Consider the following 16722-nt stretch of genomic DNA (forward strand, 5'->3'; position numbering starts at 1 on the left):
AAGTCAATTGGAGGAACAATGAAACAACGAATCATCACGGGAATAGTCGCCGGAGCAATTTTTCTGGGACTTCTCGTATTAAACAACGGAATTTACTTTGAAATTTTGGTTGCTTTGCTCGTTATTATTGCGATGCAAGAGTTATTCAAAATGGCAAAATTACATCTCCTGTCATTTGAAGGTATCTTAGCTACAATGGCAGCACTGAGTTTGGCTTTGCCATTTGGTCAAAGCTTTTTAGGCTTAAATGTAGATCGGGGCTTAGGTCTGTTCACCATTTTCCTCTTCGCAATGTTAACCGGTATGGTCTTTTCAAACGGGAAATATACATTTGAAGATGCAGCATTCCCCTTTTTATCCGCTTTTTATATCGGAATCGGTTTCCAAAATCTGATTGCCGCTCGTCAATCAGGTATTGCAATTGTTTTCTTGGCCCTCTTCATTGTTTGGTCAACGGACATAGGGGCATACTTTATTGGAAAATCTGTTGGGAAAAATAAATTAATTCCCTCCGTTTCACCAAATAAAACGATTGAAGGCTCATTAGGCGGAATTCTTTGCGCAGTGGTTGTTGCTGTGATTATGTACTTTTTATATAGTACAAATTTACCGCAAATTGGTTATTTCAAATTGATTTTGTTCACCATCATCTTTTCAATCGTTGGACAAATTGGCGACCTTGTTGAATCAAGTATTAAACGACATTTTGGTGTTAAAGACTCAGGAAAAATTCTTCCTGGACACGGTGGAATCTTAGATCGCTTTGACAGCTTAATTTTCGTTTTTCCAGTGATGCATATCCTTGGCTTATTTTAACAATGAATAAGAGAAAAAATAAAGGAGAATTTTATTGTTTGAAACGCTCATAACATTTATCTTCGTCTTTGGTGTTATCGTAGTTGTGCATGAATATGGGCATCTTTGGTGGGCCAAACGCGCAGGCATATTGGTACGTGAGTTCTCGGTAGGAATGGGACCGAAAATTTTTACGCATCAGGCAAAAGACGGTACTTTTTATACCATTCGTATCCTTCCCGTGGGTGGCTATGTTCGTATGGCTGGCTGGGGCGAAGACAAAACTGAAATTAAAAAGGGACAACCAGCTTCATTAGTTGTCTCGACAGATACAGATCTTCCCATTGTTAAGCGTATTAATTTGTCAGAGCGTGTGGCGCTTGAAAATTCAGTTCCAATGCTCGTAACGAATTATGACTTCGAAGATGATTTGTATATCGAGGGTGAGGTTTTTGGCGAGATTAAACGCTACTCTGTTGACCATGATGCAACAATTATCGAAGAAGATGGTACAGAGGTACGGATTGCTCCCCGTGATGTTCAATATCAATCTGCGAGTGTCATTGGCAAGATTTTGACCAATTTTGCTGGGCCACTCAATAACTTTATCTTGGGTGTGGTTGCCTTTATCATCGTTACTTTTATGCAAGGTGGCGTGGCAAGCCAAGTGAACAACATCGGTCAAGTTCAAGAAAATACGCCCGCTTATGTTGCTGGATTGAAAGCTCATGATGAAATTAAAGCGGTCAATGGCACAATGACAAGTACATGGAATGATGTTGTCAAACAAATTCAATCGTCGGATGGAAAGAAGTTGAATTTGACAATTGTGCGCTCTGGTCAAGAAAAAATAGTCGAAGTTCAACCTAAAAAAATGAATGGTGCTTATCGTCTGGGGATTACCCAAACTTTAAAAACTGGATTCTGGGACAAAATAACAGGTGGGTTTACTCAAGCTGGTCAAATGTTCACTCTAATTTTGAGAGCATTGCAAGACTTGATAACGCGCCCATCTCTCAACGATTTAGGTGGCCCTGTTGCCATTTATCAAATGAGTGGTCAAGCTGCACAAGGTGGCCTTGTCATGATCATTTACTTCTTGGGGATGCTCTCCATCAATCTCGGCTTGGTCAATTTAGTACCGATTCCAGTCCTTGATGGCGGTAAAATTGTACTTAATTTGATTGAGGCAGTAAGAGGAAAACCACTTTCACAAGAAAAAGAATCAATCATCACGATGATTGGTGTGGTATTCATGTTTGCACTATTTATCGCAGTCACATGGAATGATATCATGCGTTTATTTATCAAATAAAGAACAAATTATTCGTAATCGAATTTATTATTAAAAGGGAAAATAAAAATGAAACAATCAAAAATGCTCATTCCTACGCTTCGTGAAATGCCTTCCGATGCTCAGGTTATCAGTCATGCACTACTTGTCCGAGCAGGTTATGTCCGCCAAGTATCAGCAGGAATTTACGCCTATCTACCACTTGCGAATCGCGTTTTGGAAAAATTAAAAAATATTATGCGCGAAGAATTTGAAGAAATTGGTGCTGTTGAATTGTTGGCACCTACACTTTTAACAGCAGATTTGTGGCGTGAATCAGGTCGTTATGATACTTATGGAGAAGACTTGTACAAGTTGAAAAACCGTGATGCATCAGATTTCATTCTTGGCCCAACGCACGAAGAAACAATGACTGCATTGATCCGTGATGAGATTACTTCATATAAGAAATTACCCTTAAATATCTATCAAATTGCAACGAAATATCGTGATGAAAAACGTCCACGTTATGGTTTGCTACGCGGTCGTGAATTTATTATGAAAGACGGCTATTCATTCCATGCTGATTATGATAGTTTGGACACAACTTATGAAGACTACAAACACGCCTATGAACGTGTCTTTACACGTGCCGGTCTTGATTTTAAAGGGATCATTGGTGACGGTGGTGCAATGGGCGGAAAAGATAGCCAAGAATTTATGGCAATCACGGCAGACCGTACGGATTTGAGCAAATGGCTTGTGCTAAGTAAAAATATCGAATCAATGGATGAAATTCCAGCAACGACTATAGAAGATATTCAAAGTGAATTGAGTAACTGGTTAACTGCAGGTGAAGATACAATTGTTTATGCTGAAGGTGGTGATTATGCTGCCAATATTGAAATGGCTTCAAGTTTGTTTGAAAAAACAGCAAGTTACACTGAAACACTTGAACTCGAAAAAGTAGCAACTCCAGGGGCAAAAACAATTGATGAAGTTGCAGAATTTTTGGATGTTGAGCCTTCAACAACAATCAAAACATTGGTATACAACGCAGATGGCGAACTTGTGGTAGTCTTGCTCCGCGGAAATGACCAATTAAATGAAGTTAAATTGACCAATTTCTTAGGTGCTGATTTCCTTGATCCAGCTACTGAAGAAGATGTTGCAAAACTTGCAGGAGCTCATTTTGGTTCGCTTGGTCCTGTTGGTATCAAAGATGTAAAAATCTTGGCAGACCGTGAAGTTGAATTAGTGAAGAACGCAATTGTCGGTGCGAATGAAGATGGTTTCCATTATATTAATGCTAATATTGGACGTGATTTCGAAGTGACAGAATATGTTGATTTGAGAACGGTAAATGAAGGTGAAATTTCACCAGATGGACGCGGAACTTTAAAATTTGCTAAAGGAATTGAAATTGGGCATATTTTTAAACTTGGAACCCGTTATTCTGACAGCATGAATGCAAAAGTACTTGATCAAAATGGTAAAGCTATACCAATCATCATGGGATGTTACGGAATTGGTGTAAGTCGTTTATTGTCGGCCGTTCTGGAACAATTTGCTCGCATCTATGTCGAAAAAACACCAAAAGGGGAATATAAATACAGTTGGTCAATTAATTTCCCTAAAGAATTGGCACCTTATGATATTCATCTGGTCCCTGTTAATATTAAAGACGAAGCAGCAATGGATTTGACACATGAACTTGAAGAAAAACTTCGTGCGAAGGGTTATCAAGTCTTAGTTGATGACCGGAATGAACGTGCGGGTGTCAAATTTGCGGATAGTGATTTAATTGGGCTTCCAGTCCGAGTTACAATTGGTAAAAAAGCTGCTGAAGGTATTGTTGAAGTGAAGATTCGTGCAACAAGTGAAGTAATTGAAATCAACAAAGATGAACTTGTCAACACAATCGAAATTTTGAATAAATAATTCAAAGTTAAAGTAAAAAATTATACACCTGTCAGCTCTGACAGGTGTTTCAGATTAAAGGATTATTAAATCATGGAAAATCTTTTTGAAAAATTGATGGATCAGATTAAGCTGCCACGGGAATGGCGTGAGCAGGCCCTTTTTCAAACGGCAGAAATTGAAGAAGTGCAAGTTCATACAGAACGTAAGTTTTGGGTTTTTCAGCTGCATTTTTCAGAAATTTTGCCAGTGAATGCTTATCGATTACTGTCAGAATTGACATCGGCATCATTTGCAACAATCGCTCGAACCGAAATTAAGGTAAAGGTGAAAGAAACTCATCTTGAAGAACAACTTTTGAACGATTATTTTCAATATATTTTGACCCTACCGGAATTTTCAGAGACTTCATTCGCAAGTATATTTAAAAAATATCATATCGTATTAAATGGCGAACAAATTAATTTGATGGTTGAAGATAATCCCCAACTGGACCGCTTTGTGAAAAACTATTTTCCTCAGATGGAAGAAAAATTCGCTGATTTTGGTTTTGGAAAAATTGTCCTTCGTCCAATGGTTGACGAGCAGTTGACAGAGCAAATTCAAGCTAAACATGAAGAAAAAGTCAATCATAGTGTGGCAAAAGCAGCTGTCGAGCAGCAGCAAGTGGAGTCTCAAAAAAAGCTTCGAGCAGAAAAGAAAGAAACTGAATATGTCAGTTCTGACAAACCAGAATTTGTCGAAACAGCACTGTCAGATGGGATTTCATTCGGTCGTAAAATTTCTGGTCAAAGTCCGATTACTTCAATGGCCTTTATTTCTGGTGAAGGAACAGGTGTGATTTTCGAAGGTTATGTTTTTGAGGCCAGTCATCGTGAATTTCAAAGCAAAGATGGCACTAAAACAAACCATATTTTGGAGTTGAAAATGGCTGATGAAACTTCGACCTTCCTAATTTCTAAATGGGGAAGAAAAGAAGATGAAATTGCTCAATTTGATCAAATTATTAAACAAGTCCAGAATTCGAATACCAGCAGCCAAGCAGATGACGAAGATTTTTCTCTAATCAGTACTGATGGGCTTTGGTTACGAGTACAAGGAAATATTGAACACGACAAGTATAAAGATGATTTAGTCATGACAGCGAATGCAGTTGTCCAGATTGAACCAAAAAATAATTCGGATCGGGTTAGCCTCCAAATTCAAGCTGTCAAATCGGACAAGATCCAATTGGGACGTGAAATCAAAAATAATGAACCCATTACCCCGATGCGTTCGATAAATGAATTCTCAACGAATGGCCCAGTTGTTTTTGAAGGATATATTTTTAAATCAGAATTGCGTGAAATTAAATCTCGCAAAACGGGAAACATCAATTATCTGCTTGAATTTGAAATGACCGATTACACCTCAAGTTTCTACATCCAAAAGTGGGTCCGTGGAGATGAAGAAGTTGCGCTAGCTAAACAAATTAAAGCAGGCCTTTGGTGCCGTGTTCGTGGGAATGTTCAACGGGATACCTTTAAAAATGATCTAACCTTGCAGTTAAATGACTTCATAGAGATTCCAACACAGAATATTCGTGAGGACAAAGCAGAAGTAAAACGTGTCGAATTTCATGCACATACACACATGAGCCAAATGGATGCAATTCCGACCCCTGAAGATTTAGTAAAGTTAGCCCACAAATTCGGGCATAAAGCTGTTGCTATTACTGATCACGGCGGACTACAATCGTTTCCTCATGCACACCAAATGGGAAAAAAATTAGGCGTAAAAATCCTTTACGGCGTAGAAGCTAATCTTGTTGAAGATAAGATTCCGATTGTCTATAACGAAGCTGACATGGATATGTATGATTCCACTTATGTTGTATTTGACGTAGAGACAACAGGACTTTCTGCTGTTCATAATGATTTGATTCAAATTGCGGCAACAAAAATGCACAAAGGGAATCCGATCGACCAGTTTGTTGAATTTTTGAATCCGGGCTATCGCTTGAGCGAATTTACAACAGAACTCACAAGAATAACCGACGATGACGTCAAGAACTCAAAACCTTTATATGAAGTCTTAACTGCTTTTCAAAAATTCTGTGAAGGTTCAATCCTGGTTGCTCACAACGCAACATTTGACGTTGGATTCATGAACATGAATTATCAACGCAATGGTTTGCCTACTATTAGCCAGCCGGTTATTGATACACTTGAATTCGCCCGTAATTTGTTTCCCGAAATGAAGCGTTTCGGACTCGGACAATTGACGAAGAAATTTCAAATCGACCTTGGAGCTGCACACCATAGAGCAGACTCGGATGCGGAAGCAACAGCACGCTTACTCTGGCGCTTTTTAATTGAGTTGCGCGATATTCGTGATTTAAATTGGACGTCATTATTAGACTTGAACGCAAAATTAGTGGCGGAGGACAGTTACAAAAAAGTTCGCCCGAAACACATGACATTATATGCCAAGACACAAGAAGGTTTAAAAAATCTTTTTAAACTGGTCTCTTACTCAAATGTTAATTATTTTGCAGGTGTCCCACGAATTCCTCGTTCAGTCTTGCAGGCCCATCGCGAAGGGATTGTAGTAGGATCGGCCTGTGAGGTCGGAGAAGTTTTCGATGCCATAATGAATAAAACGTTTGAAGAAACGCTTGAAATTGCTAAATTTTATGACTTTATTGAAATAATGCCACCAGCACTATATCGTGCCCTCGTGGTTGGTGGTAATTTTAAAAACGAAAAAGAAGTAGAACAGACCATTAAAGATTTAATAAAGGTGGGTAAAACGTTAGGTAAGCCTGTTTTAGCCACTGGAAATTCTCATTATTTGAATCCAGAGGACGCAATCTATCGTGAAATTATTGTGCGTTCACTTGGCCCCGGAGCTGAAATTAACTGGACACAAGGGCATGGAGAGCATGCCAAACCTTTGCCACTTCCTGAGGCACATTTCCGTACAACAGATGAAATGCTTAAAGCTTTCAGTTTCTTGGACGAAAAGACTGCTCTTGAAGTTGTTGTAACAAATACAAACCTTATGGCAGATAGTTTTGATACGCTGATTCCTGTACGTGATGATCTTTATACACCTATAATGACATTTGAAGGTGGTGAGGGGTCAGAAGAACGTATTGTTCGTCTAGCCTATGAAAAAGCGCATGAACTCTATGGAAATCCGTTGCCTGATTTAATTGATGCACGTTTGGAACGTGAATTAAGGTCAATCGTTGGTAATGGCTTCTCTGTAATTTATATTATTGCTCAGGAACTTGTATTTCGATCTAACAAACGGGGCTATATTGTTGGATCACGGGGTTCCGTCGGAAGCTCACTTGTAGCAACAATGATTGGGATTACCGAGGTAAATCCTCTGCCTCCTCATTATGTTTGCCCAGAATGTCGATATTTCGAAGTTCATGATGATGGAGAAGTTGGCTCAGGATACGACATGCCAGATAAAACTTGTCCCAATTGTGGTCATATGCTCAAAAAAGATGGCCATAATATTCCTTTTGAAACATTTTTGGGATTTAAAGCAGACAAGGTACCTGATATTGATTTGAACTTTTCTGGAGATGATCAACCCTTTGCCCATTTGGATGTTAGAGATATTTTCGGCGAGGACTATGCTTTTCGTGCGGGAACAATCGGAACTGTTGCAGATAAAACTGCCTTTGGTTTTGTAAAAGGCTATGCACGAGATTATGATCAATATTATAGTAATGCTGAAGTAGACCGATTAGCAATGGGGGCAACTGGGGTGAAGCGGACGACTGGTCAGCACGCAGGCGGGATTATTGTTATTCCATCTTATATGGATGTATATGATTTTTCCCCAGTACAATTCCCAGCTGATGATGTTAATGCGACATGGAAAACAACTCACTTTGATTTCCATGCCATCCATGACAACATTTTGAAGCTTGATATTCTTGGACATGATGATCCGACAATGATTCGAAAACTGCAAAGTTTATCTGGTATCGTTCCCCAAGACATTCCTATGGATGACCCTGCGGTCTATAAAATTTTTACCTCAACTGAAAGTCTTGGTGTGACACCAGAACAGTTGAATGGCGTAACCCTGGGAACACTAGGGATACCAGAAATGGGCACTTTTACTTCGATGAATATGATAGCCGAAGCAAAGCCAAAAACGTTTGCTGATCTCCTTCAAATTTCTGGATTATCACATGGAACCGATGTATGGTCTGGCAATGCACAAGATTTAATTCGTTCGGGTATCGCAGACCTATCGACCGTAATTGGTTGCCGTGACGATATCATGGTCTATTTGATTCATAAAGGACTTGAAAACGGACTTGCATTTACAATTATGGAACGTGTTCGTAAAGGAATGTGGAATAAAATTTCAGCAGATGAGCGTGAACATTACATTGAAGAAATGCGTGCTCATGATGTTCCTGAATGGTATATTGAATCGTGTTCAAAAATCAAATACATGTTCCCCAAAGCTCATGCGGCTGCTTATATCATGATGGCACTCCGAATTGCATGGTTCAAAGTACATCAACCAATTAATTATTATTGTGCTTGGTTCTCAATTCGAGCAACAGCCTTTGATTTGGGTGTAATGGGAGCAGGCCTCGAAGCCGTTAAGGCCAAGATGAAAGAAATCAAGGATAAAGGTTTTGATGCTTCAAATACTGAAACTGCCCTGGTAACAACACTTGAGTTAACAAATGAGATGCTTGAGCGTGGATTTAAATTTAGTAAAATTGACCTCTACCGCTCCGATGCAGTTGACTTTGTCATTGATGGTGATACCCTAATTCCACCGTTTGTTACAATGGACGGTCTAGGCGAAAATGTCGCCAAACAAATTGTTGAGGCTCGTAAAGACGGCGAATTTCTCAGCAAGATGGAGCTCCGCAAACGCGGGGGTGTTTCGCAAACCATTGTTGATACGCTAGACAATATGGGAGTTCTAAAAGGCCTACCTGAGGATAATCAATTGAGTTTGTTTGATGATCTATTTTAATAAAAAATAAAATCTCTTGTCAGTTATGGCGAGAGATTTTTTATTATTTGTGACATTTCAAAACTAAAAACGTATTAATAAGTATGGTACAAGAACAAGCAAAAAAAATAATTCAAATGGCAGTTGAGCAGGGAGTTTATGATGTTACTTTTCAATATTCAGGAAAATCTTATCGCATTTACTTCAAGGGTAATGCGCGAAGGGATTGTATTAAAGAGGTTAATCAAGCAGAAGGGCATGCACTTATTGCTCATTTCAAATTTATTGCAGGAATAAATGTGGGTGAAAAAAGACGTGTTCAACTGGGTTCTTGTTGGTACAACTACGATTCAGACAAGCAAAGAAGGCTACGTTTGTCCACGGTTAGAGATTTTGATGGGAACGAATCACTCGTCATTAGACTTTTACATGATAAACAGCAGAAACTTAGTTTTTGGTTCGATGCACAAGACAGATTGGATCGATTATCGGTCGGTCGAGGGCTACACCTTTTCGCAGGACCGGTTGGTTCAGGAAAAACGTCGCTTATGTTTGATATAGCAGCTCGTGAATTTGCAGATCAACAAATTTTGACGGTTGAAGACCCGGTTGAACTGGTCAATTCTAATTTTATTCAATTACAAGTTAATCAGGTCATTGGGAATGATTATGATGCCTTGATTAAACTTTCCTTGCGACATCGGCCAGAATTACTTATCGTAGGAGAAATCCGTGACAGTAAAACAGCCCATGCTGTTTTGCAGGCTAGCCTAACTGGTTACACCGTTTTTTCAACGGTTCATGCTCGGTCGGTTCAGGGAGTTTGGGCAAGGCTTGTTGAATTAGGATTAAGTAAAGAAGAATTGGATAATTCACTTCAAAGTGTAATTTATCAACGTCTAATTGGAGGAAAGGGGGTTATTGAAATTGCTCAAAGTCAATTTGCCAGTTGGCAAAATCAGCGATGGAATGAAAAAATGCAGAACTTATTTGAAGAAGGACATCTCACACATACTCAACTTCAAAAAGAAAAAATTAAGTCTATCGCGCCAAGCAAAATTAATTCAATTGATGAGTAATCTATTGTCCAATGGCTTTCATATAGGTGAAGTCACCGAGTTTTTATCGCGTTCAGAATTAATGCCAGAAGTATTTGTAGAAAAAATGCGCGAAGGACTCGCAAATGGTGAAACCTTGGCTAAAATATTAGAACAATTGAATTTTTCTAGTTCGGTCGTTACGCAGATAGGACTTGCTGAACAGCATGGCGATTTATGTGGGACTTTAAAATTAGTTGAACAAAACGTACGCAAGTCACTTAGCGTTCAAAAGAAATTAATTGGAGTAATGCTCTATCCGCTTATTTTAATTGGACTTTTAGTCGGAATCATGCTTGGTTTAAAGAATTACTTACTGCCACAAATTTCAGATGGCAGCAGTAATTTTGCTACCTCACTAATCACTCATTTTCCAATATTTTTTCTCATAAGTTCAGTAATGATTCTATTGCTTATTGTGATGTCGAGGCTGTTACTGAAGAATAAATCAGCTGTATTCGGCGCGTGCTTGTGGTCGAAAATCCCTATTCTTTCGTCGTATATCTTGCTCTTTCAAACGGGCTATTTTGCAAGAGAATGGGGTAATTTAATAGCACAAGGAGTCGAGTTGAATTTGATTTTTAAGATAATGGGTCAACAAACAAACCCATTATTTAGAGAAGTTGGAGAATTTTTGTCAAAAAAACTCAATGCGGGTGAAAGTTTTGAAAGCTCGGTCAGTCAATTATCATTTTTTAATCATGAACTCGCATTGATGATTGAATATGGCGAATTAAAAGATAAGTTAGGCTTAGAATTGGGAATTTATGCTGATGAATGTTGGGAACAATTTTTCATAAAAATCGATCGAGCGATTCAGTTTATTCAACCGTTAGTTTTTGTCTTTATTGCTTTAATGATTATCTTGCTTTACGCCGCGATGTTACTACCAATTTATTCAAATATGAATAAGATGATATAAAAAGGAGAGAGAGATGAGAAAAAAGAAAGTACGTGCATTTACACTCATTGAAATGCTTGTTGTATTAGCGATTATCAGTATATTGATTCTATTATTTGTTCCAAATCTGATGAAAGAAAAAGGAACGGTTCAGAAAACGGGACAAACAGCTGTCGTAAAAGTGGTTGAGTCGCAAGCCCAAATGTATGAACTTGACCATACTAGCACTGCAACCTTGAATGAACTTATGGCAAATAATATGATAACTCAAAAACAGGCAGAGAATTATGATGAATATTACAAACAAAATAAACAAGAAAATCGTACCGTCCCAGATTAAAGGATTTACCTTGTTAGAAGCACTTCTAGTCCTTTTTATCACAGGTTTTATTTTGGGGCTATTTTCATCATCATTGTCAAAAACGGTAAAACTTGTGAAGAATGAGTTATTTATTCTGGAATTTGAGAAAATGTATCACTCAACACAAACAGATGCTACAATTTTAGGGCAACCTCAAACTTTACGTGTAAAAAATAAAATTCTATCTAATGATTATTCTCACTTTTCTGTGCCAGATGATATCCAAATGAGTGAATTTGTTGTTACCTTTAATGATAAAGGGGGAAATTCTAGTTTAACTAGGATAAATATTAATATATTACCAGAAAACAAAACGATTATTTATCAAATGGAGATGGGAAGTGGCAAATATAAGAAAACGATCAATTAGAGCATATCTATTGATGGAAAGTTTGATTTCAATAAGCTTATTAACAATTTTAGTCACCGTTGTTTTGTCAGCAGTCACCAAAAGTCATCAAGAAAATAGGGAATTGGTTCAACAAATTGAAACATATAATGTTGCTCAAATGGCAATTCAGACTGGTCAACAAAAATTATCAATAAATGGGGTGTGCATTGATATTTATTATGAAAATAATAATATCTTAATAAAATCAGCGGGAAAGGAGCTCATGAGATTTGAAGAAAAAGATTAGAGGCTTCTCTTTAATTGAAACATGTCTGGCACTCTTAGTCATTTCCCAATCAGTTTTGGTCATCTTTGCATTGACAAAATTTTTACGCACACAATTTATTTTTCAAAGTTCAAATACGGACACTGATTGGCAAATATTTTGTGAGCAGATGCGTGCCGAGCTTCAGGAAGATAAATTAATTAAAGTCGAAGATAATTTTTTATATGTGAGTGGAGATAAAACAATTCGCTATGGATTTATGGGAAGTGATTTTCGTAAAACAGATGGGCAGGGGAAAGGCTATCAACCAATGCTCTATCATCTTCAGTCAGCAAAGATCTCTGAAAATGATAAACTTGTTAAAATTACGGTCAATTTCCAGAAAGGAGGAACTCGCGAATTTTTGTATCTTTTTTTAGAAAAAAACGGGTAAAAGCAGGAATTCTCATTTACACTTTGCTAATCTCCTTAATTTTCGGCCTCTTATTACAATTTGTTTTGAGCTGTGAATTGACAGCAAAAAGGCAACTTGTTGAGCAAAGGGACCGCTTAAAGGCAGAGACAATGGTTGTTCTTGTTCAGAATAAAAATGGTAATGGGAATGGAACGTACCATTTTAATGATGGAAGGGTAGTGTTGTCGGTCATAGGGCAAGTGACAAATTATGAGGTTCAGCTGAATTCAGGTAGAACTTTTATTTTTAAACATAAATAAATTTAGAAAAATAATGTTAACCAGTTGACATTATTTTAATTTTAAGATATACTTAACCAGTAAACTAAATGAGGGGGACAAGAAATTTGAATCTAGAGAATCAAATTGATCAAATGTTGAGTAAGATTACTCAGTTTGCTGAAAATAAACATGAAGTTCTATTGGGCAAATGCGAGTCGGGTGAACAATTGACAAGTACACAAGAGCATATCTTGATGATTCTTGCTAATGATACGTCAACGAATGCAAAAATTGCTTCCAATCTGAATATTTCACCAGCAGCAGTTACAAAAGCGATTAAAAAGCTACAATTACAGGAACTTATTATGCCGAGTAAAATTCAGAGTGATGAGCGAGTTATTATATGGAGCTTGACGGATAAAGCATTGCCCATTGCGCAAGAACACGCAAAACACCATAGTAAAACACTTGAGACGTATAAAGAACTAATGAAAGATTATAATGGTGACGAACAAAAAACGATTCAACGTTTCTTGTCAGCATTGACAGAGGTATTCGAATGAAAAAATGGTTGCTAATTCCCTTGTTGACAGTTTTATTTGTCTTGACTGCTTGTCAAAAGTCGACTGCAAAACCTGAAATTATAACGAGTTTTGAACCAATGTATGAATTTACTAAAGCTATTGTTGGTGATAAAGTCGAAATCAAAAATATCGTTCCATCAAATCAAGAAGTGCATGACTATGAACCCAGTGCCAAAGATATGGCTACAATGAGCGCTGCAAAGGTAATTATATATAATTCTGATGATTTGGAAAAATGGGTAAAAAATGCTCAAGGAAAAGAAGCTAAAATCGAAGCATCAACTCCGGTAACTAAAATAGCTGGGGATCCTCATACATGGGTAAGCCCAAAGGAAGCAATTCTGGAAGTTCAATACATCGCTGATCAACTATCAAACGTTTTTCCACAATATAAAAGTGATTTTGAAAAAAATGCCTCTGCATATCTTACAAAATTAAAAAAATTGGATGCGGAATTTGATACATTGAAGGATGCTAAGCAAAAAGTATTTATCACTCAACATGAGGCATTCTCTTATTTGGCGCGTGATTATGGTATGAAGCAAATTGCGATTACAGGGCTTGATCCTGAATCAGAACCATCAGCAAGCGCGCTTGCAACGCTGAAATCAGAAATGGAAAAAGCCGGTTTGAAACATGTCTATTTTGAAGATAATTCAACCAGTGCAATTGCTGAAACATTAGCAAAATCAGCTGGAGCTTCACTCCTAGTGATTAATCCAGTTGAGGGGTTATCCGATGCACAAAAAAAGGCAGGCGATAATTACCTGACAATCATGCAAGAAAATTTAAAATCTTTACAAAAAACGATTAAATAATTTTAAGGAAATTTTAAGGAAATGGCAATATAATTAAGTTCTTCCTAAAAATCTTTTCATAAAACTCCTTAAAGTCCTCGTTTAAAAGTTATTCGAGGGCTTTTCTTTTTAATTATAATGAAGGAATCAAAATGAGATACATTGATGTTGAAAATTTGACATTTTATTACGATAGAGAACCAGTACTGGAGGACATTAGTTACTCTATTGAATCTGGTGAATTTGTCACATTGACTGGGGAAAATGGGGCAGCTAAGTCTACATTAATTAAAACAACTCTTGGAATTTTGAAACCCAAACGGGGAAAAGTCACAATTTCCAAGAAGAACACACGAGGGGAACCTTTGCGAATTGCCTATTTGCCTCAACAAGTGGCAAGTTTCAATGCGGGATTTCCAAGTTCAGTGAAAGAATTTGTAACAAGTGGACGTTATCCACGTCGGGGCTGGTTTAAAAAGTTGAACGCTCATGATGAAGAACACGTGAAAACATCACTCGAAGCCGTCGGAATGTGGGAATACAGGGATCACCGAATTGGTGAGCTTTCAGGTGGACAGAAACAAAGAATTGCGATTGCTCGCATGTTTGCTTCAGACCCAGACTTATTCATTTTGGATGAACCAACAACAGGAATGGATGATGTCTCCTCGGCTGACTTTTATCGTTTGATGCATCACGCTGCTCATAAACACGGAAAGAGCGTATTGATGGTCACCCATGACCCAGAAGAAGTAAAAGAGTATGCAGATCGCAATATTCATCTTTTCAAAGACCAAAATGGCAAATTTGCTTGCTTTGACTTGCATACAGATCGTGAACAAAATGTGAAAGGAGAAGTTCAGCATGCTTGATTTATTAAATTATGACTTTATGCGGAATGCCCTTCTCGCGGCCACGGCCATCTCTATTTTTTCACCTCTACTTGGTGTATTCCTTGTATTAAGACGTCAAAGTTTAATGTCTGATACCTTATCACATGTTTCACTCGCAGGTGTTGCTTTTGGGATTTTATTGAGTTGGGATCCAACAATTACAACTTTAATCGTTGTCGTTTTAGCCGCAATATTCTTAGAATATTTGCGTACAATTTATAAGGATTACATGGAGATTGCAACGGCAATTTTAATGTCTGCAGGACTTGCCATCGCGCTCTTGATTCTGAATTCATCAAAAGGTGCAACAAATGTCAGCCTTGAACAATATTTATTTGGTTCATTAATTACCATCTCGGTAACACAAGTTATTATGCTATTTGTGATGGCTATGCTTGTCCTTATTGGATTCTCTCTCTTTTTACGTCCGCTTTATGTCATGACTTTTGATGAAGACACTGCCTATGTTGATGGCTTACCTGTGCGTTGGATTTCTATTGCTTTTAACATTGTTACTGGTATTGCTATTGCCTTGATGATTCCAGCAGCGGGGGCCCTACTTGTATCAGCGATTATGGTGCTTCCTGCATCAATTGCGATGCGACTTGGGAAGTCATTTAAGTCAGTGCTTACCTTGTCAGTCATTATCAGCTTTATTGGCTTAAATACAGGGCTTATTGCATCATATTATATGGATGCACCAGCCTCTGCTGCCATTACATTGATATTAATTTTACTTTTCTTGCTGACATCTGGTATCAAAAGTCTGGCTCGTCGCTGAAACACTGATTTCTTCAGCAGTAAATGGATTTAGAAAAGTAAGTTGACGTGCGTGAAGCATCAGTCGAGACTCATTTTTGTCAGAACCATAGAGTTGATCTCCCACAATCGGATGTGTCAGTGATGACAAGTGAACACGGATTTGATGGGTACGGCCTGTGTCAAGGGTAACTTTGATCAGGCTTTTTCTTTTGAAATCGGATAAGACGGACACATGGGTGATTGCATCCTTGCCACTTTTAGAAACGACTTGTTTACGCTTGTCATGTCTGTCTTTTCCGATTGGTTCATGGATGGTAAATGTTTTATCATTAAAATGACCGTGTACAAGGGCAACATATTCACGGTGAATCAAATTATCTTCAAACATTTTCCCTAGAATTGGCAGTACAAACTGATTTTTAGCAAATAAAACAGCACCAGAAGTTAATTCATCGAGTCTGTGCACGACGTAAACAGGCTGATTAACGGCAGCCGCTACATGATTTTGCAAAGCTAACTCGCCTGGTATATTCGGGTGAGTTTTCATTCCCTCAGGTTTATTGGCTATGACAAAATGTTCATCTTCAAATAAAATTTCTGCAAAACTAGATTGCCCATAAGCGACCTCAAGAGATTTAAAATCTTCTATGTCAAATATAATTTTTATTTTGTCAGCACTGACAACTATTTTTTCTTCTGAAACGAGTTCATCATTGACCCAAAAGTGTTTTTTTTGATGCAAAAAATAACGTTGCTTACGGGGGACCATCCAGGTTTCTTCAAGCAAATGCTTAACGCTTTGTGCTTTGAAATTTTTTGGTAAAATAAAGTTAAATTCCATAAAATATATTGTATCACAAAGATAAATTTGATAGAATAAGCGGATAACTCAATTTTTTAAGGTGTGACAGGAAACGTAATAAAAAGTATAATAGAATCGTGAAGAATAAATTCACATTAATAAACTGGTAAAAATTGAATCCTTGGTCCAAAAACATCGTAGAGCATTTATTTATTTCAAGAAATTGAAAAAAGGACTCTAAACATTTTAATTTAAGGAA

At 37.6% G+C, this 16722-nt stretch carries 16 protein-coding genes; 15 read left to right on the forward strand and 1 reads right to left on the reverse strand.

Annotated features, from left to right (window positions below; translation table 11 throughout):
- Window positions 1–18 precede the first annotated feature (18 nt).
- From RT41_RS02965 to RT41_RS03035, 15 genes are all read left to right on the forward strand, one after another.
- On the forward strand, window positions 19–816 hold the full coding sequence (locus tag RT41_RS02965; protein ID WP_054639175.1) for a phosphatidate cytidylyltransferase: 798 nt from the start codon (window positions 19–21) through the stop codon (window positions 814–816).
- A 34-nt stretch (window positions 817–850) separates the two neighbouring features.
- A complete protein-coding gene (gene rseP / locus RT41_RS02970; RefSeq protein WP_096817358.1) occupies window positions 851–2110 on the forward strand; it encodes an RIP metalloprotease RseP in 1260 nt (419 codons plus the stop codon).
- Window positions 2111–2158: 48 nt separating this feature from the next.
- On the forward strand, window positions 2159–4009 hold the full coding sequence (locus RT41_RS02975; RefSeq protein ID WP_096817360.1) for a proline--tRNA ligase: 1851 nt from the start codon (window positions 2159–2161) through the stop codon (window positions 4007–4009).
- Between the two features lie 72 nt (window positions 4010–4081).
- Window positions 4082–8995 (forward strand): PolC-type DNA polymerase III, encoded by a 4914-nt coding sequence (locus RT41_RS02980; RefSeq protein ID WP_096817362.1) that lies wholly within the window; start codon window positions 4082–4084, stop codon window positions 8993–8995.
- Window positions 8996–9078: 83 nt separating this feature from the next.
- Window positions 9079–10053 (forward strand): competence type IV pilus ATPase ComGA, encoded by a 975-nt coding sequence (gene comGA, locus RT41_RS02985; RefSeq protein ID WP_096817364.1) that lies wholly within the window; start codon window positions 9079–9081, stop codon window positions 10051–10053.
- The gene (gene comGB / locus RT41_RS02990; protein WP_245811579.1) at window positions 10046–10993 is read left to right on the forward strand and encodes a competence type IV pilus assembly protein ComGB; all 948 of its coding nucleotides are present in this window, start codon (window positions 10046–10048) and stop codon (window positions 10991–10993) included. Before comGA ends, comGB begins: the two co-directional genes overlap by 8 nt.
- A 13-nt stretch (window positions 10994–11006) precedes the next feature.
- On the forward strand, window positions 11007–11312 hold the full coding sequence (gene comGC / locus RT41_RS02995) for a competence type IV pilus major pilin ComGC (protein WP_096817369.1): 306 nt from the start codon (window positions 11007–11009) through the stop codon (window positions 11310–11312).
- Entirely contained in the window at window positions 11260–11703 is a 444-nt protein-coding gene (gene comGD, locus RT41_RS03000) for a competence type IV pilus minor pilin ComGD (protein WP_143467339.1), read from the forward strand. Before comGC ends, comGD begins: the two co-directional genes overlap by 53 nt.
- A complete protein-coding gene (gene comGE, locus RT41_RS03005; protein WP_143467340.1) occupies window positions 11675–11971 on the forward strand; it encodes a competence type IV pilus minor pilin ComGE in 297 nt (98 codons plus the stop codon). The genes comGD and comGE overlap by 29 nt, the downstream gene beginning before the upstream one ends.
- Complete coding sequence (gene comGF / locus RT41_RS03010) at window positions 11955–12383, forward strand: competence type IV pilus minor pilin ComGF (protein ID WP_054639171.1); 429 nt, start codon at window positions 11955–11957, stop codon at window positions 12381–12383. Before comGE ends, comGF begins: the two co-directional genes overlap by 17 nt.
- A 23-nt stretch (window positions 12384–12406) precedes the next feature.
- The gene (locus RT41_RS03015; RefSeq protein ID WP_054639170.1) at window positions 12407–12664 is read left to right on the forward strand and encodes a hypothetical protein; all 258 of its coding nucleotides are present in this window, start codon (window positions 12407–12409) and stop codon (window positions 12662–12664) included.
- Window positions 12665–12750: 86 nt separating this feature from the next.
- The gene (locus RT41_RS03020) at window positions 12751–13188 is read left to right on the forward strand and encodes a zinc-dependent MarR family transcriptional regulator (RefSeq protein ID WP_096817375.1); all 438 of its coding nucleotides are present in this window, start codon (window positions 12751–12753) and stop codon (window positions 13186–13188) included.
- Window positions 13185–14027: a metal ABC transporter solute-binding protein, Zn/Mn family gene (locus RT41_RS03025; RefSeq protein WP_096817377.1), complete on the forward strand. Its 843-nt coding sequence runs from the start codon at window positions 13185–13187 to the stop codon at window positions 14025–14027. Before RT41_RS03020 ends, RT41_RS03025 begins: the two co-directional genes overlap by 4 nt.
- 131 nt (window positions 14028–14158) lie before the next feature.
- The gene (locus RT41_RS03030) at window positions 14159–14878 is read left to right on the forward strand and encodes a metal ABC transporter ATP-binding protein (protein WP_054639169.1); all 720 of its coding nucleotides are present in this window, start codon (window positions 14159–14161) and stop codon (window positions 14876–14878) included.
- Window positions 14871–15680: a metal ABC transporter permease gene (locus RT41_RS03035; protein ID WP_096817379.1), complete on the forward strand. Its 810-nt coding sequence runs from the start codon at window positions 14871–14873 to the stop codon at window positions 15678–15680. Before RT41_RS03030 ends, RT41_RS03035 begins: the two co-directional genes overlap by 8 nt.
- On the opposite strand, the gene RT41_RS03040 is transcribed toward RT41_RS03035, so the two are convergent.
- The gene (locus RT41_RS03040) at window positions 15633–16502 is read right to left on the reverse strand and encodes an RluA family pseudouridine synthase (RefSeq protein WP_096817381.1); all 870 of its coding nucleotides are present in this window, start codon (window positions 16500–16502) and stop codon (window positions 15633–15635) included. The genes RT41_RS03035 and RT41_RS03040 overlap by 48 nt on opposite strands.
- Window positions 16503–16722 lie beyond the last annotated feature (220 nt).

The sequence above is a fragment of the Lactococcus fujiensis JCM 16395 genome (assembly GCF_002441655.1).
Classification (GTDB): Bacteria; Bacillota; Bacilli; order Lactobacillales; family Streptococcaceae; genus Lactococcus; species Lactococcus fujiensis.

What these genes read in the sequence shown, in the direction of transcription:
- comGD (WP_143467339.1), top strand. Translation starts at nt 11,260, where the DNA reads ATGATGAATATTACAAACAAAATAAACAAGAAAATCGTACCGTCCCAG.
- RT41_RS03035 (WP_096817379.1), top strand. Translation starts at nt 14,871, where the DNA reads ATGCTTGATTTATTAAATTATGACTTTATGCGGAATGCCCTTCTCGCG.
- comGC (WP_096817369.1), top strand. Translation starts at nt 11,007, where the DNA reads ATGAGAAAAAAGAAAGTACGTGCATTTACACTCATTGAAATGCTTGTT.
- RT41_RS03040 (WP_096817381.1), bottom strand. Translation starts at nt 16,502, where the DNA reads ATGGAATTTAACTTTATTTTACCAAAAAATTTCAAAGCACAAAGCGTT.
- RT41_RS03025 (WP_096817377.1), top strand. Translation starts at nt 13,185, where the DNA reads ATGAAAAAATGGTTGCTAATTCCCTTGTTGACAGTTTTATTTGTCTTG.
- RT41_RS03030 (WP_054639169.1), top strand. Translation starts at nt 14,159, where the DNA reads ATGAGATACATTGATGTTGAAAATTTGACATTTTATTACGATAGAGAA.
- RT41_RS02965 (WP_054639175.1), top strand. Translation starts at nt 19, where the DNA reads ATGAAACAACGAATCATCACGGGAATAGTCGCCGGAGCAATTTTTCTG.
- comGA (WP_096817364.1), top strand. Translation starts at nt 9,079, where the DNA reads ATGGTACAAGAACAAGCAAAAAAAATAATTCAAATGGCAGTTGAGCAG.
- RT41_RS02980 (WP_096817362.1), top strand. Translation starts at nt 4,082, where the DNA reads ATGGAAAATCTTTTTGAAAAATTGATGGATCAGATTAAGCTGCCACGG.
- comGB (WP_245811579.1), top strand. Translation starts at nt 10,046, where the DNA reads ATGAGTAATCTATTGTCCAATGGCTTTCATATAGGTGAAGTCACCGAG.
- RT41_RS02975 (WP_096817360.1), top strand. Translation starts at nt 2,159, where the DNA reads ATGAAACAATCAAAAATGCTCATTCCTACGCTTCGTGAAATGCCTTCC.